This is a genomic window from Pseudomonas sp. BRM28, assembly GCF_002939405.1.
Classification (GTDB): Bacteria; Pseudomonadota; Gammaproteobacteria; order Pseudomonadales; family Pseudomonadaceae; genus Aquipseudomonas; species Aquipseudomonas palmensis.
In genome coordinates, this window is sequence record NZ_PEFV01000001.1 from 2,279,264 (window position 1) to 2,303,356 (window position 24,093).

Sequence of the window (24,093 nt, forward strand, 5' to 3'; positions counted from 1 at the left end):
TTGGCAAGGGTTCTGTGCCCGGATGCCTCCCGATCCCGCAGGGGGCGGTGTACAATTGCCCGCTTGACCCACCTGAATTAGCGAAGGATTTCCCGGATGTTGCCGCGCTTTCCCGCCGTCACCCGTTGCCTGTCCCTGGCCGCCCTGCTGGCGGCGGGCCCTGTTGCCGCTCTGGAGTTCCCCCTGCCGCCGCCGGGCGAGGATGTCATCGGCCAGGTCCAGGTGATCAAGGCCAAGTATGAGGACACCTTCGCCGACATCGGTACCGCCAACGACCTGGGCTACCTGGAGATGGTCGCGGCCAACCCGGGCGTGGACCCCTGGCTGCCAGGCGCCGGCACCGAGATCGTGCTGCCGACCCGTTTCATCCTGCCGCCGGGCCCGCGCGAAGGCATCGTGATCAACCTTGCCGAATACCGCCTGTACTACTACCCCAAAGGCGAGAACGTGGTGCACACCTTCCCGCTGGGCATCGGCCGCGAAGGCTGGGGTTCGCCTATTGCCAACACCAAGGTCACGGCCAAGACGCCGAACCCGACCTGGACCCCACCGGCCTCGATCAAGGCCGAGCACGCCGCCGACGGTGATCCGTTGCCCAACGTGGTGCCGGCCGGCCCGGACAACCCGCTGGGCCCGTTCAAGTTCACCCTGGGCGTACCGGGCTACCTGATCCACGGTTCCAACAAGAAGTTCGGCATCGGCATGCGTACCAGCCATGGCTGTTTCCGCATGCTCAACAACAACGTGCTGCAACTGGCGAGCATGGCCCCGGTGGGGACTTCGGTGCGTATCATCAACGAGCCGTACAAGTTCGGCCTCAGTGGTGGCAAGGTCTACCTCGAGGCGCATACTCCGCTGGATGACAAGGGCGACCCGTCGGTGGTCGACAAGCACACGGCAGTGATCAATGCCCTGCTCAAGCGCGAAGACCTGGCCAACAACCTGCGCATGAACTGGGACATGGTGCGTGACGTGGTGGCGGCCGAAGATGGTATCCCGGTAGAGATCGCGGTGCCGGGTGACGCCAGTGCGCCGATGGTATCGAGCGTTCCGCTCGAAATGCAGTAACCCGCTTGTGTTTGCACGAGGCCCGCTTCATGCGGGCCTCGTCGTATGCGCAGGACGGTTCTGCAGGCAATAAAAAAGCCGACCCACAGGTGGGTCGGCTTTTTAACAATCCCGAGGGATTATTACTTGCGGCTGGCTTTTTCCAGCATACGCAGAGCGCGCTCGTTAGCTTCGTCAGCAGTTTGCTGAGCTTTCTGAGCGGCGGCCAGAGCGTCATCAGCCTTGCGGTAGGCTTCATCGGCACGAGCTTGTGCACGGGCTGCTGCGTCTTCGGTTGCAGTCAGACGGGCTTCGGTTTCTTTGGAGACGCTGCTGCAACCGGTGGCCAGTACTGCGGCCAGAGCCAGAGCAGAGAATTTCAGAACGTTGTTCATCGTGTTCCCCTTCAAGGACTTTCTATTAAAGAGCCATCTCTCAACAAAGAGAAACTGGCCGGCGTACATAGTACCCATTACTTGTAGTAAGTAAACTGACCGAGCGCAAGAACCGGAAAAAAATTGCGCGGTTGCGCAGGCCGCCCCGGCGGGGGTGTGAAAAGAATGCAGGCGCTTTTGTAGCGGCGCTGAAACACCGCTGTAAATGCGTCTTTGTAGTGAACTAAAAGTGACTCCAAGTGTCATTGTTCGTCTTACCACTACATCATCCGGCTACTGTTGGCAGTGTGGCTCGCTGCCGTGTTCGCATGCTGCAAGTGCAGGTTTTTTACGATCAAGTACCTTGAGCATCTGTGCACTGGGCGCCTACTATTTGTGGGTGCTCAGTTGCCAGAGAACAACCAGGCTGTTCTCGCTGTCCAAACGGGCACGGGGTGGCGTAGAGGTTCCTTCGCCGGACAAACATCGGTAAGGTAAGGGTCTGACGAGAAGACCCGCGAGGAGTAGTGATGAGCGAGGCGTTGTCCATCCACCATGACCAGGCTGGTCATCAGTTCGAGACCAATGTGGACGGTCATCGTGCCTACCTGACCTACATGGACCTGGGTAAGCAGACATTGGATATCTACCGCACGTTCGTGCCCAATGCGCTGCGTGGGCGAGGCATCGCTGCGGCGCTGACCGAAAAGGCCCTCGCCTATGCCGAGGACATGGGCTACACCGTGATCCCCTCGTGCTCCTATGTCGAGCGCTACATGGAACGTCATCAAAAGCATTCCAACAAGGCCTGAGACTGCTGACACCCTGTTGAAAACGAAAACGCCGGGCATTGCCCGGCGTTTTCGTTGATGGCTTTCAGCCGCGGTTGCGCTTGGGCAACACGTCCTTGAGCTTGGCGCGCATGCTGCGCACGGACTTTTCGGTGGCTTCCCAGTCGATGCAGGCATCGGTGATCGACACGCCGTACTGCAGTTCGGCAAGGTCCTTGGGGATGGCCTGGCAGCCCCAGTTGAGGTGGCTTTCGACCATCAGGCCGATAATCGACTCGTTGCCTTCGAGGATCTGGTTGGCCACGTTGTCCATCACCAGCGGTTGCAGGGCCGGGTCCTTGTTGGAATTGGCGTGGCTGCAGTCGACCATGATGTTCGGCTTGATCCTGGCCTTGGCCAGGGCCTGCTCGCACAGGGCGACGCTGACCGAATCATAGTTGGGCTTGCCGTTGCCGCCGCGCAGCACCACGTGACCGTAGGCGTTGCCCTTGGTGGTGACGATGGATACGCCACCTTCCTGGTTGATGCCCAGGAAACGGTGCGGGCTGGAAACCGATTGCAGTGCGTTGATCGCCACGGTCAGGCCGCCGTCCGTACCGTTCTTGAAGCCGACGGCCGAAGACAGGCCCGAGGCCATCTCGCGGTGGGTCTGGGATTCGGTGGTGCGCGCGCCGATCGCCGACCAGCTGATCAGGTCCTGCAGGTACTGCGGGGAGATCGGGTCGAGGGCTTCGGTGGCGGTGGGCAGGCCCATTTCCGCCAGATCCAGCAGCAGCTGGCGACCGATGTGCAGGCCGTCCTGGATCTTGAACGAGTCATCCAGGTACGGGTCGTTGATCAGGCCCTTCCAGCCCACCGTGGTGCGCGGCTTCTCGAAATACACACGCATCACCAGGTACAGGGTGTCGGCGACTTCGGCGGCCAGCACCTTCAGACGCTCGGCGTATTCGTGTGCGGCCTTGAGGTCATGGATCGAGCAGGGGCCGATCACCACGAACAGGCGGTGGTCCTTGCCGTCGAGGATATTGCGTACCACTTCGCGGCCCGCGGTCACGGTCTGCAGGGCGGTGGCGCTGAGTGGAATGTCCTTCTTGAGCTGATCGGGGGTGATCAAGGTCTCGTTGGAGGCAACGTTAAGGTCGTCGATCGGTAAATCAGCCATCGTGTTACTCGTCAGGTCACGGGTGCCGGCCGCCAGCTACCCGCGCGGCGGAGCAGCATGATTGAACGCGGCGGGGTGCCGAACCTTAGCGCGTTACACCGTGATTCGACAATGGGCAGGGCCCGCTTTCCTGCCGCTTTGGCCCATTGGTATGGGGTTTTCTGATCAAAAGTGCCGTCACCCGACACGCTCGCAGGTTGCGGGCGGCAGCGCCCGGCCTGATAGTGTGTCGATTGTTTGACCTTATGGCGCCCGATGCAGGGCAGTGCGGAGCAGAGCGGCGATGAGCAAAGGCCTTGGCGACAAACTGGTGGTAGCCATTTCATCACGGGCACTGTTCGACCTCAGCGAGAGCCATCGGCTGTTCCTGGCCGAGGGGGTCGAAGCCTACCGCCAGTACCAGATCGAGCACGAAGACGAATACCTGCAACCGGGTGATGCGTTCCCGTTGGTGGAAAAGCTGCTGGGCCTCAACGCCAGCCTCGGCCAGGCCCGGGTCGAGGTGGTGCTGGTGTCACGCAACAGCGCCGACACCGGGCTGCGGGTGTTCAATTCCATCGAGCATTATGGCCTGGGTATCTCGCGGGCAGCCTTTGTTGGCGGGCGCAGTCCGTATCCGTACCTGGCCGCCTTTGGTTGCCACCTGTTTCTGTCCACCGATGCAGAAGATGTGCGCCGCGCACTGGACGCCGGCTTTGCCGCTGCCACCATCCTTTCCGGCGGGGCGCGACGTGCGGCCAGCGCGGAGCTGCGTATCGCCTTCGATGGCGATGCAGTGGTGTTTTCCGACGAGTCCGAACGCGTCTATCAGCTCGGCGGCCTGGAGGCGTTCCAGGCCAGCGAGCGCGAGTCGGCCCGCGAGCCGCTGCGCGGCGGGCCGTTCAAGGCCTTCCTGGCGGCGCTCAACGTGCTGCAGAAAGAGTTCCCCAGTGGCGCTTGTCCGATTCGCACCGCACTGGTGACGGCGCGCTCGGCGCCGGCCCACGAGCGGGTCATCCGCACCTTGCGCGAATGGGACATTCGCCTGGACGAGTCGCTGTTTCTCGGCGGCCTGGACAAGTCGGCGTTTCTCGAGGCGTTCGCGGCCGATGTGTTCTTCGACGACCAGGCAGGGCACTGCGAACGCGCCAGTGCAGTGGTCGCCACCGGCCATGTGCCCCACGGCATCAGCAACGAACGTACCCCCGGCTAGGCCGCCTGGCAGGGCGCCGGACGGCTCTGCGCGTCGTTTTGGCGCTGCTAAGCTGAACCTTGCCCTGCCGTATCGGCAGCTAGGAGGTCAAATGATCCGTTCGATGCTGTGTGCCACCGACCTCGGTTGTTACTCCCCTTATGTCATGCAACACGCGCTGGCGCTGGCACGCAGCTTCAGCGCCGAACTGTACGTGGTCCATGCCGTGGAACCGATGGGCCAGTTCGCCGAATCGCTGCTGGAAAGCTACCTTGATGAACATACCCTGTCCCATATGCGCGGCCGGGCGCTCAATACCGTGATGGCGAACATCGAACAGCGGGTGCTGGAGAACTTTCAGGATGAACTGGGCGAGAAGGAGGACCTGGCGCTGATCCGCGCGGTGCGGGTACGCCAGGGCGACCCGGCCGACGTGATCCTGGAGCAGGCCCAGCGCCTGAGCGTCGACCTGCTGATCGTCGGCAGCCACAGCCAGGGCGCCGGTAGCGAGATCCCCTTGGGGCGCACGGCGGTTCGCGTCCTGCAGCTGTCGCCCGTGCCTGTGTACATGGTGCCCCTGGCGCAGTACCTGGGGCGGCGCAAGTCATAGGGGAGGCGGTGTAGGACGTTGTAAGAAAGCTGAAGAAATAGTTCTAGATTTATTCTTCAAACCACTAATATAGTTATAACTCGTCGCTGCTGCCGGTGACGCCCAGTTGATTTGAGGGATACCTATGAAGCTTCAACAATTGCGCTACATCTGGGAAGTGGCGCACCACGACCTCAACGTCTCCGCGACAGCGCAGAGCCTGTATACCTCCCAGCCGGGGATCAGCAAGCAGATTCGCCTGTTGGAAGACGAGCTGGGTGTGGAAGTGTTCGCCCGCAGCGGCAAGCACCTGACCCGCGTGACCCCGGCAGGTGAGCGCATCATCACCACCGCTGGCGAGATTCTGCGCAAGGTCGAGAGCATCAAGCAGATCGCCCAGGAATTCTCCAACGAGAAAAAGGGCACCCTGTCGATCGCCACCACCCACACCCAGGCACGCTACGCCCTGCCGCCGGTGATCAGTTCGTTCATCAAGCAATACCCTGAAGTGGCGCTGCACATGCACCAGGGCTCGCCGATGCAGATCGCCGAGATGGCGGCTGACGGTACCGTCGACTTCGCCATCGCCACCGAGGCCCTGGAGCTGTTCGGTGATCTGGTGATGATGCCGTGCTACCGCTGGAATCGTTGCGTGGTGGTGCCGCAGGGTCACCCCCTGACCAAGCTGCCCAAGCTCACCCTGGAGGCGTTGGCCGAATACCCGATCGTGACCTATGTGTTCGGCTTCACTGGTCGCTCCAAGCTCGACGAAGCCTTCAGCCATCGCGGCCTGACCCCCAAGGTGGTGTTCACCGCGGCCGATGCCGACGTGATCAAGACTTACGTGCGCCTGGGCCTGGGCGTGGGCATCGTGGCCAAGATGGCGGTGGACACCAAGCTCGACAACGACCTGGTGGTGCTCGATGCCAGTGAGCTGTTCGAGTCCAGCATCACCAAGATCGGTTTCCGTCGTGGCACCTTCCTGCGTGGTTTCATGTGCGACTTCATCGAGAAGTTCGCGCCCCACCTGACCCGCGAAGTCATGGCCAAGGCCATCCAGTGCCACAACAAGCAGGAACTCGAAGAGCTGTTCGCTGGCGTCGAACTGCCAGTGCACTAAGCCCTTGCAGTGCCTTCAGGCCGCCAGCACGGTGGCCTGAAGGCGCTCCTGCAGATAGCCCCGCGAGCAGGTAGCCCAGCCACTGGCCGCGATGCCCTTACTGCTGACGCAATGTCTGGCAGGTGGGGCCAGGTGCTGCGCTCAGGGTGTGCATGTTCAGCCCTTGGTAATCAGGTTGCCGGCGTGCAGCCCGCATTCCTTCTGAGTCGACTCCTCCCACCACCAGCGGCCTTCGCGCTCGTGCTGGTTGGGCAGTACCGGGCGCGTGCAGGGTTCGCAGCCGATGCTGATGAAGCCGCGTTCATGCAGGCTGTTGTAGGGCAGCTCGAGCATGCGGATATAGCCCCACACCTCTTCGCTGCTCATCTGCGCCAACGGGTTGAACTTGTACAGGGTGCGCTCGGGGATGGAGAAGGCGCTGTCGATTTCCAGCGCGGCCACCTGGCTGCGGGTGCCCGGGCTCTGGTCGCGGCGCTGGCCGGTGGCCCAGGCGCTGACGGTGCTCAGCTTGCGGCGCAGCGGCTCGATCTTGCGGATGCCGCAGCATTCGCCGTGGCCGTCCTTGTAGAAGCTGAACAGGCCCTTTTCCTTCACGAAGGGGTCGAGTGCACTGCGATCGGGGGAAAGTATCTCGATCGGCAGCTTGTACTGCTCGCGCACCTGGTCGATGAACCGGTAGGTTTCCGGATGCAGGCGGCCGGTGTCGAGGCTGAACACCTTGACGTTCTTGTTCAGCTTCCAGGCCATGTCCACCAGCACCACGTCTTCGGCGCCACTGAAGGAGATCCACAGGTCGTCGCCGAAGTGTTCGAAGGCGAGCTTGAGGATGTCCTGCGGGGACTTGTTGGCATAGGTCGCGGCGAGGGCGGCGACGTCGAAGGGTTGGCTCATCAGGCGGCTTCCGGTCATTGAATGGCGCTTGGCGCTCGTAATGGGCGAATGTTAACAAAAATTGCCGGGTTAGACGGCGCGCCTGTAGAGTGCGCCTTCCATTTTTAGCGTTGTTCGAGGAGTGAGCTGTGGAAATTGCCTGTCTCGACCTGGAAGGTGTACTGGTCCCGGAGATCTGGATCGCCTTTGCGGAAAAAACCGGAATCGAATCGTTGCGGGCCACCACCCGCGACATTCCCGATTACGACGTGCTGATGAAGCAGCGCCTGCGCATCCTGGATGAGCATGGCCTCAAGCTTTCCGACATCCAGGCAGTGATTGCCACGCTCAAGCCGCTGGACGGCGCCATCGAGTTCGTGGACTGGTTGCGCGAGCGTTTCCAGGTGGTGATCCTGTCCGACACCTTCTACGAATTCTCGCAGCCGCTGATGCGCCAGCTGGCTTTCCCGACCTTGCTGTGCCACCGCCTGATCACCGACCAGAGCGATCGTGTGACCGGCTACCAACTGCGCCAGAAAGACCCCAAGCGCCAGTCGGTGCTGGCATTCAAGAGCCTGTACTACCGGGTGATCGCGGCGGGTGACTCGTACAACGACACCACCATGCTGGGCGAGGCGGATGCAGGCATCCTGTTCCATGCGCCGGAAAACGTGATTCGCGAGTTCCCGCAGTTCCCGGCGGTGCATGATTTCGAGGCGCTGAAGAAAGAGTTCATCAAGGCCTCGAACAGGTCGTTGAGCCTGTAATACCGCCTTCGCCGGCAAGGCCGGCTCCTGCACGCTGTAGGAGCCGGCCTTGCCGGCGAAGCGTTCTAGAGGCCCTGCAGGGTCTGGAGCAACACCCTGACCTTGGTGATCGACTCCTCGTACTCCGCCTCCCACTGCGAGTCCGCCACCACCGCACCGCCTCCCCAGCAGCACACCTGGCCGTCCTTCACCAGCAGGCTGCGGATGGCGATCGAGCTGTCCATCTCCCCGCGCACGTCCACATACAGCAGCGAGCCGCAATACAGTGCACGTCGGCTCGGCTCCAGTTCGTCGATGATCTGCATCGCCCGAATCTTCGGCGCCCCGGTGATCGAGCCGCCGGGGAAGCTGCCGGCTATCAGGTCCAGCGCATCCTTGCCCGGTGCCAGGCGTCCGGTCACGCTGCTGACCATGTGGTGCACGTTGGGGTAGCTCTCCAGGCTGAACAGCTCCGGCACCTGCACCGAGCCGGTAGCGCAGCTGCGCCCCAGGTCGTTGCGCAGCAGGTCCACGATCATCAGGTTCTCGGCGCGGTCCTTGGTGCTTGCCAGCAGCTCGGCAGCATTGGCGGCATCCTGCACGGGGTCGCTGCTGCGCGCACGGGTGCCCTTGATCGGGCGGGTTTCGACCTCGCCCTGGCTGACCCTGATGAAGCGCTCGGGCGAGAAGCTCAGCAGCGCGCTGCCATCGGCCAGTACCTGATAGCCGGAGAAGGGCGTAGGGCAGGCAGCCCGCAGCGCCTGGTAGGCCGTCCACGGGTCGCCCTGGCAGGGTGCGCGAAAGCGTTGGGTAAGGTTGATCTGGTAGCAGTCGCCGGCATGGATGTACTGCTGCACCCGCTCGAACGCCTGACGGTAATCCTCGGCTGCGAGGTCGCCGCGCATTGGCGCAGCAAGCCTGAATGCGCCGGCTGCCGTCGGGGCGTCGTGCTCGAACAGTGCCACCAGGCGCTCGCGTTCGGTGGCGGGCAGCGCCGGATGAAACACCAGCTGGCTGCGTTGCAGCTGATGGTCGCTGATCAGTGCCCAGGCATACAGCCCCAGGCTTGCGTCACCCAGCCCCAGGTCGTCGCAGGCAATGGCGGGCAGGCGCTCCAGGCGCCGGCCGAAGTCGTAGCTCAGGTAGCCGATCAGGCCGCCGGCGAACGGCAGCTCGACACCTGCCGGCAAGTGCGCGCGCCCAAGCCCGGCCAGTTGCTCGCGCAGGCGCTGCAGGTAGTGCTGGCCGTCTTCTTCGGCGTCCGGGGTCAGCGTGCACAGTGGCCAGGCGCTGAGCAGGTCGAAGCGCCCACGCACGGCGCCAGGCCGCGCGCTGTCGAGCAGCACGGCGCCAGGTGCCTGGCGGATACGGGCAAAGTAGGCGGCCGGATCGGCCTGGTAGGGCAGGGGGTGAAGTGTGCAGGTCGGCATTCGGGTGAACAGCTGTCGAGGCGGGGCGAGCATTGTAGCCCTGTGCAGGCGATGCTCCTAGCGGATCGGCGACCGCCCTGTGCGCGGCTGCGCCAGGGCGGTGGCAGATTACTGCGCCGGGATGTGGCCGAACAGTTCCTGGGCGAAGCGCACGCGCTCTTCGACGCTTTCCTTGATGCCATTGCTGGCCAGTTCCTCAAGGTGCGCCTCGACGGCGTGGGTGCGCAGGGTCAGGCCGCAATCGTTGGCGATCTGGATGTTCAGGCCGGGGCGGGCGTTGAGTTCCAGGATCAGCGGGCCCTTGTCCTGGTCCAGCACCATGTCCACGCCGATGTAGCCCAGGCCGCACAGTTCATAGCAGCCGGCGGCCAGCTTCATGAAGCCGTCCCAGTTGGGCAGTTGCACGCCGTCCACCGCATTGGTGGTGTCGGGGTGCTTGCTGATGATGTTGTTCAGCCAGGTACCGCGCAGGGTCAGGCCGGTCGCCAGGTCCACACCCACGCCGATGGCGCCCTGGTGCAGGTTGGCCTTGCCGCCGGACTGGCGCGTGGGCAGGCGCAGCATGGCCATGACCGGGTAGCCCATGAGCACGATGATGCGGATGTCCGGTACGCCTTCGTAGCTGATGCTCTTGAAGATCTGGTCCGGGGTTACCCGGTACTCGATCAGCGCGCGGTCGCGATGGCCACCCAGCGAATACAGCCCGGTGAGGATGCTCGACACCTGGTGCTCGATTTCCTCGTGGGTGATGATCTTGCCGGACACCGTGCGGTAGCGGTTCTCGAAGCGGTCGGCGATCACCAGGATGCCGTCACCACCGGCGCCCTGCGCCGGCTTGATGACGAAGTCGCTGCGCCCGCCGATGATCTCGTCGAGCTTGTCGATGTCCTTTTCGGTGGAGATCACCCCGTACATTTCCGGCACGTGGATGCCGGCCTTGATCGCCCGCTCCTTGGTGATGATCTTGTCGTCGACGATCGGGTACAGGTTGCGCTTGTTGTACTTGAGCACGTAGTCCGCGTTGCGCCGGTTGATACCCATGATGCCCCGGGCTTCCAGGGCCTTCCAGGTTTTCCATAGGCCGAACATCAGGCGTCAGCCTTCACGAAGGCCTTGAAGCGCACCAGCTCCGTCAGGCGGTAGCCGCGGTAGCGGCCCATCGCCAGCATGAAGCCCACCAGAATCAGCAGCACCGCCGGGAAGGTGAACACGAAGTACACCAGTTCGGGCACGCTCATCAGCAGGTGCGCGACCGAGGCGGCGAACAGGGTGCCGATGGCGACTTTCATGGCATGGCCGCCGCCGCGTTCCTCCCAGGTGATCGACAGGCGTTCGATGGTCATGGTCAGAATCACCATCGGGAACAGTGCCACCGACAGCCCGCGCTCCAGGCCCAGCTTGTGGCTGAACAGGCTGATGGCCGCGATCAGCACCACCACGAAGGTCAGTACCACCGACAGGCGCGGCAGCATCTGCAGCTTCAGGTGTTCGAGGTAGGAGCGCAGGGTCAGGCCCAGCGCGGTGATCACCGTGAACAGGGCGATACCGAAGCCCAGCTGGGTCTCACGGAAGGCCAGGGCGATCAGCACCGGGGTGAAGGTACCCAGGGTCTGCAGGCCGATCAGGTTGCGCAGCACCAGGATCACCAGCACGCCGATCGGGATCATCACCATGATCATGAAGGTCTGCTGGGTCTGCAGCGGCAGGCCGTACAGCGAGTATTCGAGGAAGTCGGCGTCGGTGTTCTCGTCGGTCAGCTTGGCCAGGCGGATGGCGTTCATCTCGCTGTTGTTCAGGCTGAAGCTGACGTTGACCTTCTTGCCGCCATCGACGGTGATCAGCGGGTCATCGCCGGTCCACCACAGCAGGCGGTCGGCCGGCAGGCCCTGCTCGCCGGTGTCCGGGTTGAAGTACAGCCAGTCGTTGCCGTTGAAGCTGCGCAGCCACAGTTCCGGGCTCTGCGGCTGGTCGGCCAGCAGGCGGATGGTGTGCACCTTCTCCACCGGTACGTGGGCGATCGACAGCAGCAGGTCGATGACCTTGGCCTTGTTCAGCGAAGAGGCATCGCCGGCCAGCAGCAGCTTGACGTTGTCGTCGTTGGGGTTGTTGACCCGCTTGATGGTCTCGCTGACGAAGGTCTCGACGTCGGCCGAGTGCTGGCGGATAGGTGCCATCAACGCTTCGGCGGCGATCTTCTCCGGCCCTTCGACCGGCTGGCTGTCACGGAAGGTCGGGCCCTTGATCTTGACCTTTTCGCTGCTGTAGCGCTTGGTCAGTACCAGGCGGTAGTAGAGGGTCTGGTTGCCCTTGGCGCGCCGCGCCGACCAGGTCACCTTGCGGTTGCCATCGACACGGTTGACGCTCACGCCGTAGTTGTTGGAGATGAAGCTCTCATTGAGGCTGACGTAGTCGTTGCTCAATGGCGGCACGAACATCTGGATCTTGATCGGGTCCTTGGGGCTGGCGACGAACTCGACCTTGGCATCGATGTTCCACAGGTCGTCGGTTTCGTCTTCGGTCACCGGGATGCCGAGCATGAAGATCTGGTACGCCGTGATCGACACACCCAGCAACACCAGGAGGGTGATCAGGACTTTCAGATGAAGGGTAAGAGAGCGCATCGAAATTACTCTGCGGTATGAGCGTCAGTGGCGCAGGCAGGTTTGCCGGCAGCGTATTTAAGGCTTGGGTCGACCAGCGCGTCGAAGTGCTTGAGCGCCTCGGAGCCGATCAGTAGCGGGTACTGGAAGGCACTGCGGTCGGTCAGGTTCACTTCGATGCTGCGCAGGGCCGTACCCATGCAGATATTCAGCGCGATCACCGGGCGGGAGGTATAGGCCTTGCCTTCGTCCGGGTTGTAGTCACCGGCGCGTCGCTTGATCTTGCTGACACGAGCCAGTGGTCGTTCTATCGGATGCGAATGGGCTGCGTCAATTGCCAGATAGAAGCGCACCCACGATTCGCCGTTGCGCTTGAAGCGCTTGATATCGCGCGCGCTCAGCGAGGCGGTCTTGGCCCCGGTGTCGAGCTTGGCCGCAACCTCGAGGTCGATATCGACAAGGCGGGCATATTCATTGAGGCCATAGACAGTCTTGTCTGCCGCCTGGCTCAGGGCAGGCAGCCCACAGAGGCTGAGTAACAGTAGAAAGGGTGTGAGTCTCATAAATCCTGACGCGATGCTGTGGGGGTTTGCCCCCTCAGAGGCGGCGGCATTCTACCACGCTGGTGTGTCGATGCCAGCGGCTGGAGTCAGACAACACCGACAGACACGAAGTTCGTTCTTAGACGATTGTCGACAATATTGAATTTGTCTTTGACTGGGGTGGCTTAATTAGCTAGTTTTGGCCCTACAGATTTTCAAGGTGTCGACAATATGCTGGATGCAGCCCAAGCCTCCGCCCCTCTTCAGGAAGATTCGGAGACGCTTTCCGAAAACGTCTTCCGGCGCATCCAGGCCGCGATCGTCAAGGGCGAGATCGCCCCCGGCAGCAAGATCTCCGAGCCGGAGCTGGCGCGTACCTACGGCATCAGCCGCGGCCCGCTGCGCGAGGCCATCCACCGCCTGGAAGGCCAGCGCCTGCTGGTGCGGGTGCCGCACGTAGGGGCGCGGGTGGTGTCGCTGAGCCATGCCGAGCTGATCGAGCTGTACGAGATTCGCGAGTCCCTCGAGGGCATGGCCTGCCGCCTGGCCGCCCAACGCATGAGCGTAGCCGAGATCGACGAGTTGCGCCGGGTGCTCGACACCCATGAGCGTGATGCCGCGTTCCAGGCCGGGGTGGGCTACTACCAGCAGGAGGGCGACTTCGACTTCCATTACCGCATCATCCAGGGCAGCGGCAACCGCACCCTGGTGCAGATGCTGTGCGGCGAGCTGTACCAGCTGGTGCGCATGTACCGCATCCAGTTCTCCGCCACGCCCAACCGCCCGCACCAGGCGTTCGCCGAACACCACCGGATTCTCGATGCCATCGCCGACCGTGACGGCGAGCTGGCCGAATTACTGATGCGCCGCCACATCGGCGCATCCAAGCGCAATATCGAGCGTCATTACAAAGACGCCACCGCCCCTAGCCCACGAGGTGAGTCATGAGTCAGAAAAGCAGTCCCGGCCAGCGTTTTCGCGATGCAGTCGTCGCCGAGCACCCGCTGCAGGTCGTCGGCGCCATCAATGCCAACCATGCGCTGCTGGCCAAGCGCGCCGGGTTCAAGGCCATCTACCTCTCCGGTGGCGGTGTGGCGGCAGGCTCGCTGGGCCTGCCCGACCTGGGCATCACCGGCCTGGATGACGTGCTGACCGACGTGCGCCGCATCACCGACGTGTGCGACCTGCCGCTGCTGGTGGACGTGGACACCGGGTTCGGTTCGTCGGCGTTCAACGTGGCGCGCACGGTCCGCTCGATGATCAAGTTCGGCGCCGCCGCCATTCATATCGAGGACCAGGTGGGCGCCAAGCGCTGCGGCCATCGTCCGAACAAGGAAATCGTCTCGCAACAGGAGATGGTCGACCGCATCAAGGCGGCCGTGGACGCGCGTACCGACGACAGCTTCGTGATCATGGCGCGTACCGACGCCCTGGCGGTAGAAGGCCTGGAGGCCGCGCTGGATCGCGCTGCGGCGTGCATCGAGGCCGGTGCCGACATGATCTTCCCCGAGGCCATCACCGAGCTGTCGATGTACAAGACCTTCGCCAACCGCGTGAAGGCGCCGATCCTGGCCAACATCACCGAATTCGGCGCCACGCCGCTGTACACCACCGAAGAGCTGGCCTCGGCCGACGTGTCGCTGGCGCTGTATCCGCTGTCGGCGTTCCGCGCCATGAACAAGGCGGCCGAGAACGTCTACACCACGCTGCGCCGTGACGGCACGCAGAAAAACGTCATCGACACCATGCAGACTCGCATGGAGCTTTACGATGCCATCGACTACCACGTGTTCGAGCAGAAGCTCGACGCACTGTTCGCTCAGAAGAAGAGCTGAACCGCAGCACACCGCAATTAGCCGATTCCCATAACAAATTCAAAAGTGGAGAAAACCAATGGCCGAAGCAAAAGTACTCAGTGGTGCCGGCCTGCGTGGTCAGGTGGCCGGGCAAACCGCACTGTCGACCGTGGGCCAGGCCGGCGCCGGCCTGACCTACCGTGGCTATGACGTTCGCGACCTGGCCGAGCACGCGCTGTTCGAAGAGGTCGCCTACCTGCTGCTGTACGGCGAGCTGCCGACCCAGGCCGAGCTGAGCGAGTACCAGCACCAGCTCAAGGCGCTGCGCGACCTGCCCCAGGCGCTCAAGGAAGTGCTCGAGCGCATTCCGGTCACCGCCCACCCGATGGATGTGATGCGTACCGCCTCCTCGGTGCTCGGCACCCTGGAGCCGGAGCTCAACTTCGGCCTGCAGCACGAGAAGACCGACCGCCTGCTGGCGCTGTTCCCGGCGGCCATGTGCTACTGGTACCGCTTCAGCCACCATGGCGTGCGCATCGACTGCACCAGCGACGAAGACACCCTGGGCGGGCACTTCCTGCACCTGCTGCACGGCAAGAAGCCGAGCGAGCTGCACGTCAAGGTGATGAACGTTTCGCTGATCCTGTACGCCGAGCACGAATTCAACGCCTCGACCTTCACTGCCCGGGTGTGTGCCTCGACCCTGTCGGACCTGTACTCGTGCGTGACGGCGGCCATCGGCTCGCTGCGCGGGCCGCTGCACGGTGGTGCCAACGAGGCCGCGATGGAAATGATCGAGCGCTTCAAGACCCCGCAGGAAGCCGTTGCCGGCACCCTCGGCATGCTCGAGCGCAAGGACAAGATCATGGGCTTCGGGCATGCCATCTACAAGGAGTCCGACCCGCGCAACGAAGTGATCAAGGGCTGGGCGAAGAAGCTCGCCGACGAGGTGGGCGACACCGTGCTGTACCCGGTGTCCGAAGCCATCGACAAGACCATGTGGGAGCAGAAGAAACTGTTCCCCAATGCCGACTTCTACCATGCCTCGGCCTACCACTTCATGGGTATCCCGACCAAGCTGTTCACCCCGATCTTCGTCTGCTCTCGCCTGACCGGCTGGGCGGCGCATGTGTTCGAACAGCGTGCCAACAACCGCATCATCCGCCCGAGCGCCGAATACACCGGCGTCGAACAGCGCAAGTTCGTGCCAATCGAACAACGCTGAGACTGGCGTGCAGTACCTTTGATATGGCCCTGCCGAACCTGGTGGGAGCGGGCTTGCCCCGCGATAGCCGCTGCGCGCAGTAGCTGATACCGCGCCGATGCCATCGCGGGTCGAGCCCGCTCCCACAGGGGGCGGGGTATGCCATCAGGGGGACTGCGCACCGCCGACTTATCCGTGATTGAGTCCCGCGTCCATGAATACTGAATTTCGCAAGCACCTGCCGGGCACCACGCTCGACTACTTCGACGCCCGCGCCGCCATCGACGCCATCAGCCCCGGCGCCTACGACAAGCTGCCCTATACCTCCCGCGTACTGGCCGAAAACCTGGTGCGCCGCTGCGACCCGGCAACCCTCGATGCCTCGCTCAGCCAACTGATCGAGCGCAAGCGCGACCTCGACTTCCCCTGGTACCCGGCCCGCGTGGTGTGCCATGACATCCTTGGCCAGACCGCACTGGTTGACCTTGCCGGCCTGCGTGACGCCATCGCCGACAAGGGCGGCGACCCGGCCCAGGTCAACCCGGTGGTGCCGGTGCAACTGATCGTCGACCACTCGCTGGCCGTGGAGTGCGGCGGCTTCGACCCGCAGGCGTTCGAGAAGAACCGCGCCATCGAAGACCGTCGCAACGAAGACCGCTTCCACTTCATCAACTGGACCAAGAAGGCGTTCAAGAACGTCGACGTGATCCAGCCCGGCAACGGCATCATGCACCAGATCAACCTGGAGAAGATGTCGCCGGTGATCCACGCCGAGCAGGGCGTGGCCTATCCCGATACCTGCGTCGGTACCGACAGCCACACCCCCCACGTGGATGCCCTGGGCGTGATCGCCATCGGCGTCGGCGGCCTGGAGGCCGAGAACGTGATGCTGGGTCGTGCGTCCTGGATGCGCCTGCCGGAAATCGTCGGCGTGCAGCTCACCGGCAAGCCGCAGCCAGGCATCACCGCCACCGACGTGGTGCTGGCGCTCACCGAGTTCCTGCGCAAGGCCAAGGTGGTAGGCGCCTACCTCGAGTTCTACGGCGAGGGCGCCCGTGCGCTGACCCTGGGCGATCGCGCGACCATCTCCAACATGGCCCCCGAATACGGCGCGACGGCGGCGATGTTCTCCATCGACCAGCAGACCATCGATTACCTCAAGCTCACCGGTCGTGAAGACGCCCAGGTCAAGCTGGTGGAAACCTACGCCAAGGTCGCCGGCCTGTGGTCCGACAGCCTGGTCAATGCCGAATACGAGCGTGGCCTGCAGTTCGACCTGTCGAGCGTGGTACGCAACATGGCCGGCCCGTCCAACCCGCATGCGCGGGTGGCCACCAGCGAGCTGGCTGCCAGGGGCATTGCCGGGCAATGGGAAGAGGTGCCGGGGCAGATGCCTGACGGCGCGGTGATCATCGCTGCCATCACCAGCTGCACCAACACCAGCAACCCGCGCAACGTGATCGCTGCCGGGCTGCTGGCGCGCAATGCCAACAGACTGGGGCTGACGCGCAAGCCGTGGGTCAAGTCGTCGCTGGCGCCAGGCTCCAAGACCGTGGCCCTGTACCTCAAAGAGGCGGGCCTGGAGGATGAGCTGGAGCAGCTGGGCTTCGGCATCGTGGCGTTTGCCTGCACCACCTGCAACGGCATGTCCGGCGCTCTGGACCCGGTGATCCAGCAGGAAATCATCGACCGCGACCTGTACGCCACCGCCGTGCTGTCGGGCAACCGCAACTTCGACGGGCGTATCCATCCGTATGCCAAGCAGGCCTTCCTGGCCTCGCCGCCGCTGGTGGTGGCCTACGCCATTGCCGGCACCATCCGTTTCGATATCGAGAAGGACGTGCTGGCCGTGGTGGACGGCAAGGCAATCCGCCTCAAGGACATCTGGCCCAGCGACGAAGAGATCGATGCAGTGGTCAAGGCTGCGGTCAAGCCGGAGCAGTTCCGCCAGGTGTACATCCCGATGTTCGCCGTGCACGAAGACACCGGGCCCAAGGTCGACCCGCTGTACGACTGGCGCGCCATGAGCACCTACATCCGTCGCCCGCCGTACTGGGAAGGCGCGCTGGCAGGCGAGCGCTCGCTCAAGGGCATGCGCCCGCTGGCGGTGCTGCCGGACAACATCACCACCGACCACCTGTCGCCGTCCAACGCGATCATGCTCGACAGCGCCGCAGGCGAGTACCTGGCGAAGATGGGCCTGCCCGAAGAGGACTTCAACTCCTACGCCACCCACCGTGGCGACCACCTGACCGCGCAGCGCGCGACCTTCGCCAACCCCAAGCTGTTCAACGAGATGGTGCAGGAGAACGGCAAGGTCAAGCAGGGTTCGCTGGCGCGTATCGAGCCGGAGGGCAAGGTGACGCGCATGTGGGAGGCCATCGAGACCTACATGCAGCGCAAGCAGCCGCTGATCATCGTGGCCGGTGCCGACTATGGCCAGGGCTCGTCACGCGACTGGGCGGCCAAGGGCGTGCGCCTGGCCGGTGTCGAGGCCATCGTGGCCGAGGGCTTCGAGCGTATCCACCGTACCAACCTGGTGGGCATGGGCGTGTTGCCTCTGGAGTTCAAGCCGGGCACCGACCGCAAGACCCTGGGTATCGATGGCAGCGAGACCTATGACGTGGTGGGGCAGCGGACACCGCGGGCCACCTTGACCCTGGTGATCACGCGGCGTGACGGCGAGCGCCTGGAGGTGCCGGTGACCTGCCGTCTGGACACGGCGGAAGAGGTGTCGATCTACGAGGCGGGCGGTGTACTGCAGCGCTTTGCCCAGGACTTCCTCGAGTCGTCGGTGGCTTGACGTACACCTGACCTGTAGGAGCCGGCTTTGCCGGCGAAGGGAGCGACGCAGGGTGCATTGATGTACCAGCCCCTTCGCCGGCAAGGCCGGCTCCTACACAGGATTGTGTTGTATTCCAGAGGACACATGTTTCCATGCCACACGTACCCCAGATCAGAATCCCCGCCACCTACATCCGTGGCGGCACCAGCAAAGGCGTGTTCTTCAACCTCGAAGACCTGCCCGAAGCCGCACAGCTCCCCGGCGCCGCGCGCGATGCGCTGCTGCTGCGGGTTATCGGCAGCCCCGACCCCTACGGCAAGCAGATCGACGGCATGGGCGGGGCCACCTCCAGCACCAGCAAGACGGTCATCCTGTCGCGCAGCATCAAGCCCGGGCACGACGTCGACTACCTGTTCGGCCAGGTCGCCATCGACAAGGCCTTCGTCGACTGGAGCGGCAACTGCGGCAACCTCTCGGCGGCAGTCGGCTCGTTCGCCATCAGCGCCGGCCTGGTCGACGCCAGTCGCATCCCGCGCAATGGTGTGGCTGTGGTGCGCATCTGGCAGGCCAACATCGGCAAGACCATCATCGCCCACGTACCGATCACCGAAGGCGAAGTGCAGGAAACCGGCGACTTCGAACTCGACGGCGTGACCTTTCCGGCCGCCGAGGTGCAGCTCGAATTCCTCGACCCGGCCGCCGACGAAGACGGCGCGGGCGGCTCGATGTTCCCCACCGGCAACCTGGTCGACGACCTGGTGGTGCCCGGTGTCGGCACCTTCAAGGCAACCCTGATCAACGCCGGCATCCCGACCATCTTCATCGACGCCCAGGCCCTGGGCTACACCGGCACCGAGCTGCAGGACGCAATCAACGGCGACCCCGAGGCCCTGGCGCGTTTCGAAACCATCCGTGCCCACGGCGCTGTGCACATGGGCCTGATCGAGCACGTCGAGCAGGCCGCGCAGCGCCAGCACACGCCCAAGGTGGCGTTCGTGGCACCGCCGGCCGACTACCAGTCCTCCAGCGGCAAGACCGTGGCAGCGAGCGATATCGACCTGCTGGTGCGTGCGTTGTCGATGGGCAAGCTGCACCACGCGATGATGGGGACGGCAGCGGTGGCCATCGGCACCGCGGCGGCCATCCCCGGCACCCTGGTCAACCTTGCTGCCGGTGGCGGCGAGCGCAGCGCCGTGCGCTTCGGTCACCCCTCGGGCACCTTGCGCGTGGGCGCCGAGGCGCGCCAGGTGAATGGCGACTGGACCGTTACCAAAGCAATCATGAGCCGCAGCGCTCGCGTGCTGATGGAGGGGTGGGTACGCGTACCTGGCGATACCTTCTAGAGGCAGCGGTGCTCGGCTCTCCTTTCACCCCATGTGAACAGAGAGACGACAATGAGTGCCAATGTTGACCTGAACGACCGCCCCGACTACGACCGGGTCCTGCAGGACATTGCCGACTATGTCCTGCACTTCAGGGCCGAGCCGGGGGAGGCGCTGGACACGGCGCGCAACTGCCTGATGGACACCCTGGGTTGCGGCCTGCTGGCGCTGCGCTTTCCCGAGTGCACCAAGCACCTGGGGCCGCTGGTGGAGGGTACCGTGGTGCCCCATGGCGCGCGGGTGCCCGGCACCGCGTACCGCCTCGACCCGGTCAAGGCGGCCTGGGACATCGGCTGCATCGTGCGCTGGCTGGACTACAACGATACCTGGCTGGCCGCAGAATGGGGTCATCCCTCCGACAACCTCGGCGGCATCCTCGCGGTGGCCGACCACCTCTCGCAAAAGCGCGTGGCCAACGGCGACGCGCCGCTGACCCTGCACACGGTGCTCGAGGCCATGATCATGGCCCACGAGATCCAGGGCGTGCTCGCGCTGGAAAACGCTTTCAACCGGGTGGGCCTGGACCACGTGCTGCTGGTCAAGGTCGCATCCACGGCGGTGTGCGCCCGGCTCATGGGCGCCAATCGCGAGCAGTTGCTGGCGGCCCTGTCCCAGGCCTTTGTCGATGGCCAGGCGCTGCGCACCTACCGCCATGCCCCCAATGCCGGCTCGCGCAAGTCGTGGGCGGCCGGTGATGCGTCGAGTCGCGGGGTGCGCCTGGCGGACATCGCCCTGCGCGGCGAGATGGGCATCCCCGGCGTGCTCACCGCGCCGCAGTGGGGCTTCTATGACGTGCTGTTCAGCCATACCAACAAGGACCTGGCGCTCAAGCCCGAGGGCAAGCGCGAGTTCAGCCTGTCGCAGCCGTTCGGCAGCTACGTGATGGAGAACATACTGTTCAAGATCAGCTTTCCGGCCGAGTTCCATGCGCAGACCGCCTGCGAGGCGGCGGTGACCCTGCATCCGCAGGTGCGCAATCGCCTGCATGAAATCGAGCGCATCGTGATCACCACCCATGAGTCGGCGATTCGCATCATTTCCAAGGTCGGCACGCTGGCCAACGCAGCGGACCGGGACCACTGCCTGCAGTACATGACGGCGGTGCCGCTGATCTTCGGCAATCTGGTGGCCGAGCATTACGAAGATGATTTCCATGCGGCGCACCCGACCATCGACCGCTTGCGCGAGAAGATGGTGATCGTCGAAGACCCGCGTTTCAGTCGCGAGTACCTGGAGGCCGACAAGCGCTCGATCGCCAACGCGGTGCAGGTGTTCTTCACCGACGGCTCGAGCACCGAGCAGGTGGTGGTGGAGTACCCCATCGGGCACCGGCGCCGACGCGCCCAGGGCATCCCGCTGCTGGAGGACAAGTTCAAGGCCAACCTGGCGACGCGGTTTACTGCGCAGCGTTCGGCCGAGATCCTTGCGTTGTGCAAGGATCAGGCGAAGCTTGAGGCGACGGCGGTGCATCGGTTCATGGATCTGTTCGTGATCTGAGGGGCGAAGCTTTTCAGAAGACAACAAAAAGCCCCGCCAATTGGCGGGGCTTCTTTTCACGCTAAGTCAGCTTACGCTTGAACGACAGGGATATTGGCGTTCGCAGCGGCTTCACGGAACTCGGCGATCTGGTCGAAGCTCAGGTAGCGGTAGATGTCGGCAGCCATGCTGTCGATATTCGCCGCGTACTCCATGTACTCCTCGACGGTTGGCAGCTTGCCCAGGATCGAGGCAACGGCAGCCAGTTCGGCGGAGGCCAGGAACACGTTGGCACCATCGCCCAGACGGTTCGGGAAGTTACGGGTCGACGTCGACACAACGGTCGAGTTCGGCTCTACGCGTGCCTGGTTACCCATGCACAGCGAGCAGCCCGGCATTTCCATGCGCGCGCCAGCCTTGCCGTAGATGCCGTAGTAGCCTTCCTCGGTCAGCTGGTGAGCGTCCATCTTGGTCGGCGGCGACAGCCACAGACGGGTTGGCAGCTGACCCTTGACCTTGTCCAGCAGCTTGCCGGCAGCGCGGAAGTGACCGATGTTGGTCATGCACGAACCGATGAACACTTCGTCGATCTTCTGGCCCTGGACGCTGGACAGCAGGCGAGCGTCGTCCGGGTCGTTAGGAGCGCAGAGAACCGGCTCCTTGATATCGGCCAGGTCGATCTCGATGACTTCGGCGTACTCGGCATCGGCGTCGGCCGACAGCAGCTCGGGCTTGGCCAGCCAGGCTTCCATCGCCTGTGCACGGCGCTCCATGGTGCGCGCATCGCCGTAGCCTTCGCTGATCATCCAGCGCAGCAGGGTGATGTTCGACTTCAGGTACTCGGCAATGGCTTTTTCAGGCAGCTTGATGGTGCAACCGGCAGCCGAACGTTCGGCCGAGGCGTCGGACAGTTCGAATGCCTGTTCCACGGTCAGGTCGTCCAGGCCTTCGATTTCCAGGATGCGGCCGGAGAAGGCGTTGATCTTGCCTTTCTTCTCGACGGTCAGCAGGCCTTTCTGGATGCCGTAGTAAGGGATGGCGTGAACCAGGTCACGCAGGGTGATGCCTGGGTTCAGCTTGCCCTTGAAGCGCACCAGTACCGACTCCGGCATGTCCAGTGGCATCACGCCAGTGGCAGCGGCGAAGGCGACCAGGCCGGAACCGGCCGGGAACGAGATGCCGATCGGGAAGCGGGTGTGCGAGTCACCACCGGTACCGACGGTGTCCGGCAGCAGCATGCGGTTCAGCCAGCTGTGGATGATGCCGTCGCCTGGACGCAGGGACACGCCGCCACGGGTGCGGATGAAATCCGGCAGGGTGTGGTGGGTGGTCACGTCGATCGGCTTCGGATAGGCCGCGGTGTGGCAGAACGACTGCATGACCAGGTCGGCCGAGAAGCCCAGGCACGCCAGGTCTTTCAGTTCGTCACGGGTCATCGGACCGGTGGTGTCCTGGGAGCCGACGGTGGTCATCTTCGGTTCGCAGTAGGTGCCAGGACGAACGCCCTTGCCCACTGGCAGGCCGCAGGCCTTGCCGACCATCTTCTGGGCCAGGGTGTAGCCCTTGCCGGTGTCGACAGGTGCTTCAGGCAGCTTGAACAGGTCGGTCGGGCCCAGGCCCAGCTCGGCGCGCGCCTTCTCGGTCAGGCCACGGCCGACGATCAGCGGGATACGACCACCGGCGCGGACTTCGTCCAGCAGCACGGGGGTTTTCATCTCGAAGGTGGTGATGACTTCGTCGGTACCGTGCTTGCACACCTTGCCGGCGTGCGGGTACAGGTCGATCACGTCGCCCATGTGGATGTTCGACACGTCGAATTCGATCGGCAGGGCGCCGGCGTCTTCCATGGTGTTGTAGAAGATCGGGGCGATCTTGGAGCCGAAGCAGAAACCGCCAGCGCGCTTGTTCGGCACGTAAGGGATGTCGTCGCCGAAGAACCACAGCACCGAGTTGGTCGCCGATTTACGCGAGGAACCGGTACCGACCACGTCACCGACGTAGGCGATCGGGAAGCCTTCGTTGCGCATCTGCTCGATCTGCTTCATCGGGCCGATGGCGCCTTGCACGTCCGGCACGATGCCGTCGCGGGCCATTTTCAGCATGGCCAGGGCGTGCAGCGGGATGTCAGGGCGCGACCAGGCGTCCGGGGCAGGGGACAGGTCGTCGGTGTTGGTTTCGCCGGTGACCTTGAAGACGCGCAGGCTGATCTTGTCGGCCAGGGTCGGACGCTTCTTGAACCACTCGCCGTCAGCCCAGGACTGCAGTACCGCCTTGGCGTGAACGTTGCCGTTCTTGGCTTTTTCGGCCACGTCGTGGAAGGCGTCGAACATCAGCAGGGTGTGCTTGAGCTGTTCGGCGGCAACGGCGGCCAGTTCGGCGTCGTCCAGCAGCTCGACCAGGGTGGCGATGTTGTAGCCGCCCTGCATGGTGCCCAGCAGTTCAACGGCGCGCTGCTTGCTGATCAGCGGGGAGGTGGCTTCGCCCTTGGCGACCGCCGACAGGAAACCGGCCTTGACGTAGGCGGCTTCGTCCACTCCTGGTGGTACGCGGTTGGTGATCAGGTCGACGAGGACGGCTTCTTCGCCAGCGGGGGGATTCTTCAGCAGCTCGACCAGGCCTGCGGTTTGTTCGGCGTTAAGCGGCTGGGGCACGATACCCTGGGCGGCACGCTCTTCGATGTGTTTGCGGTAGGCTTCAAGCACAGTTATTACCCTCATCAGTGGTCCCAAATGGGTGTCCGGGACGCTCATCCAGAATGGCCGGCACCCATGCGCAATACGGCTTTTTGAGCCGCGTAGCCAGGGTTGCAGGACATCCTTACAGAAGCTGCTTTCAAAGTTTTACGCCTGTAGAACGGAGGCTGATGAGGGCTGGCGCGGTGCATTCGATGTTCGAATACCCCGAGCCAACGCCGTTCTACCGGATCAACTGTGCTCGTGACGCTTTGAAAACAGCTTCTAACGGACATTGCTGCCTTAAAAAGGCCGGGTGATTCTACGGTAAAAACG

Annotated in this window: 20 protein-coding genes; 12 read left to right on the forward strand and 8 right to left on the reverse strand. The window is 63.7% G+C overall.

What is annotated here, in order from left to right; genetic code table 11:
- Nucleotides 1–96 precede the first annotated feature (96 nt).
- Nucleotides 97–1,068, forward strand: a complete 972-nt coding sequence (locus CR917_RS10930) for a L,D-transpeptidase family protein (protein WP_043863088.1) — start codon at nt 97–99, stop codon at nt 1,066–1,068.
- Between the two features lie 122 nt (nt 1,069–1,190).
- On the opposite strand, the gene oprI is transcribed toward CR917_RS10930, so the two are convergent.
- Entirely contained in the window at nt 1,191–1,442 is a 252-nt protein-coding gene (gene oprI, locus CR917_RS10935) for an outer membrane lipoprotei OprI (RefSeq protein WP_037058464.1), read from the reverse strand.
- 509 nt (nt 1,443–1,951) lie between these two features.
- On the opposite strand from oprI, the gene CR917_RS10940 reads away from it, so the two are divergent.
- Nucleotides 1,952–2,233: a GNAT family N-acetyltransferase gene (locus tag CR917_RS10940; protein WP_043863087.1), complete on the forward strand. Its 282-nt coding sequence runs from the start codon at nt 1,952–1,954 to the stop codon at nt 2,231–2,233.
- A gap of 64 nt (nt 2,234–2,297) precedes the next feature.
- Here the strand turns inward: CR917_RS10940 and CR917_RS10945 are convergent, their stop codons facing one another.
- Nucleotides 2,298–3,374: a 3-deoxy-7-phosphoheptulonate synthase gene (locus CR917_RS10945; protein WP_043863086.1), complete on the reverse strand. Its 1,077-nt coding sequence runs from the start codon at nt 3,372–3,374 to the stop codon at nt 2,298–2,300.
- 283 nt (nt 3,375–3,657) lie between these two features.
- Between CR917_RS10945 and CR917_RS10950 the strand changes: the two genes are divergently transcribed.
- From CR917_RS10950 to cysB, 3 genes are all read left to right on the forward strand, one after another.
- Complete coding sequence (locus CR917_RS10950) at nt 3,658–4,566, forward strand: 5'-nucleotidase (protein WP_043863085.1); 909 nt, start codon at nt 3,658–3,660, stop codon at nt 4,564–4,566.
- Nucleotides 4,567–4,657: 91 nt separating this feature from the next.
- Complete coding sequence (locus CR917_RS10955; protein WP_043863084.1) at nt 4,658–5,155, forward strand: universal stress protein; 498 nt, start codon at nt 4,658–4,660, stop codon at nt 5,153–5,155.
- Nucleotides 5,156–5,279: 124 nt separating this feature from the next.
- The gene (gene cysB, locus CR917_RS10960) at nt 5,280–6,254 is read left to right on the forward strand and encodes an HTH-type transcriptional regulator CysB (protein ID WP_043863083.1); all 975 of its coding nucleotides are present in this window, start codon (nt 5,280–5,282) and stop codon (nt 6,252–6,254) included.
- Nucleotides 6,255–6,410: 156 nt separating this feature from the next.
- Here cysB and CR917_RS10965 read toward each other — a convergent pair whose 3' ends face one another.
- The gene (locus CR917_RS10965; RefSeq protein ID WP_104572277.1) at nt 6,411–7,145 is read right to left on the reverse strand and encodes a phosphoadenylyl-sulfate reductase; all 735 of its coding nucleotides are present in this window, start codon (nt 7,143–7,145) and stop codon (nt 6,411–6,413) included.
- Nucleotides 7,146–7,273: 128 nt separating this feature from the next.
- Here CR917_RS10965 and thrH point away from each other — a divergent pair, with 128 nt between their 5' ends.
- Nucleotides 7,274–7,891, forward strand: coding sequence for a bifunctional phosphoserine phosphatase/homoserine phosphotransferase ThrH (thrH, locus tag CR917_RS10970; RefSeq protein WP_104572278.1), 618 nt, complete (start codon nt 7,274–7,276; stop codon nt 7,889–7,891).
- A gap of 65 nt (nt 7,892–7,956) precedes the next feature.
- On the opposite strand, the gene pabB is transcribed toward thrH, so the two are convergent.
- The 4 genes from pabB to CR917_RS10990 form a co-directional block, all read right to left on the reverse strand.
- Nucleotides 7,957–9,300, reverse strand: coding sequence for an aminodeoxychorismate synthase component I (pabB, locus tag CR917_RS10975; RefSeq protein WP_104572279.1), 1,344 nt, complete (start codon nt 9,298–9,300; stop codon nt 7,957–7,959).
- A gap of 108 nt (nt 9,301–9,408) precedes the next feature.
- The gene (locus tag CR917_RS10980; protein WP_043863079.1) at nt 9,409–10,389 is read right to left on the reverse strand and encodes an alpha-L-glutamate ligase-like protein; all 981 of its coding nucleotides are present in this window, start codon (nt 10,387–10,389) and stop codon (nt 9,409–9,411) included.
- Nucleotides 10,389–11,921, reverse strand: coding sequence for an inactive transglutaminase family protein (locus tag CR917_RS10985; RefSeq protein WP_043863078.1), 1,533 nt, complete (start codon nt 11,919–11,921; stop codon nt 10,389–10,391). The genes CR917_RS10980 and CR917_RS10985 overlap by 1 nt, the downstream gene beginning before the upstream one ends.
- Nucleotides 11,922–11,926: 5 nt before the next feature.
- A complete protein-coding gene (locus CR917_RS10990; protein ID WP_043863077.1) occupies nt 11,927–12,463 on the reverse strand; it encodes an ATP-dependent zinc protease in 537 nt (178 codons plus the stop codon).
- A gap of 210 nt (nt 12,464–12,673) precedes the next feature.
- On the opposite strand from CR917_RS10990, the gene CR917_RS10995 reads away from it, so the two are divergent.
- The 6 genes from CR917_RS10995 (at nt 12,674) to prpD (ending at nt 21,106) form a co-directional block, all read left to right on the forward strand.
- Nucleotides 12,674–13,390, forward strand: coding sequence for a GntR family transcriptional regulator (locus CR917_RS10995; RefSeq protein ID WP_043863076.1), 717 nt, complete (start codon nt 12,674–12,676; stop codon nt 13,388–13,390).
- Nucleotides 13,387–14,277: a methylisocitrate lyase gene (prpB, locus tag CR917_RS11000; RefSeq protein WP_104572280.1), complete on the forward strand. Its 891-nt coding sequence runs from the start codon at nt 13,387–13,389 to the stop codon at nt 14,275–14,277. The genes CR917_RS10995 and prpB overlap by 4 nt, the downstream gene beginning before the upstream one ends.
- A 58-nt stretch (nt 14,278–14,335) precedes the next feature.
- Nucleotides 14,336–15,463, forward strand: a complete 1,128-nt coding sequence (gene prpC, locus CR917_RS11005) for a 2-methylcitrate synthase (RefSeq protein WP_043863074.1) — start codon at nt 14,336–14,338, stop codon at nt 15,461–15,463.
- A 193-nt stretch (nt 15,464–15,656) separates the two neighbouring features.
- On the forward strand, nt 15,657–18,245 hold the full coding sequence (acnD, locus tag CR917_RS11010) for a Fe/S-dependent 2-methylisocitrate dehydratase AcnD (protein ID WP_104572281.1): 2,589 nt from the start codon (nt 15,657–15,659) through the stop codon (nt 18,243–18,245).
- A gap of 134 nt (nt 18,246–18,379) precedes the next feature.
- Nucleotides 18,380–19,570 carry a 2-methylaconitate cis-trans isomerase PrpF gene (prpF, locus tag CR917_RS11015; protein ID WP_104572282.1) on the forward strand — a complete coding sequence of 397 codons (1,191 nt, stop codon included), beginning with the start codon at nt 18,380–18,382 and terminating at the stop codon, nt 19,568–19,570.
- Nucleotides 19,571–19,621: 51 nt separating this feature from the next.
- Nucleotides 19,622–21,106 (forward strand): 2-methylcitrate dehydratase, encoded by a 1,485-nt coding sequence (gene prpD, locus CR917_RS11020; RefSeq protein WP_100634724.1) that lies wholly within the window; start codon nt 19,622–19,624, stop codon nt 21,104–21,106.
- 71 nt (nt 21,107–21,177) lie between these two features.
- Here the strand turns inward: prpD and acnB are convergent, their stop codons facing one another.
- Nucleotides 21,178–23,787 carry a bifunctional aconitate hydratase 2/2-methylisocitrate dehydratase gene (gene acnB, locus CR917_RS11025; RefSeq protein WP_054915695.1) on the reverse strand — a complete coding sequence of 870 codons (2,610 nt, stop codon included), beginning with the start codon at nt 23,785–23,787 and terminating at the stop codon, nt 21,178–21,180.
- Nucleotides 23,788–24,093: the final 306 nt, after the last annotated feature.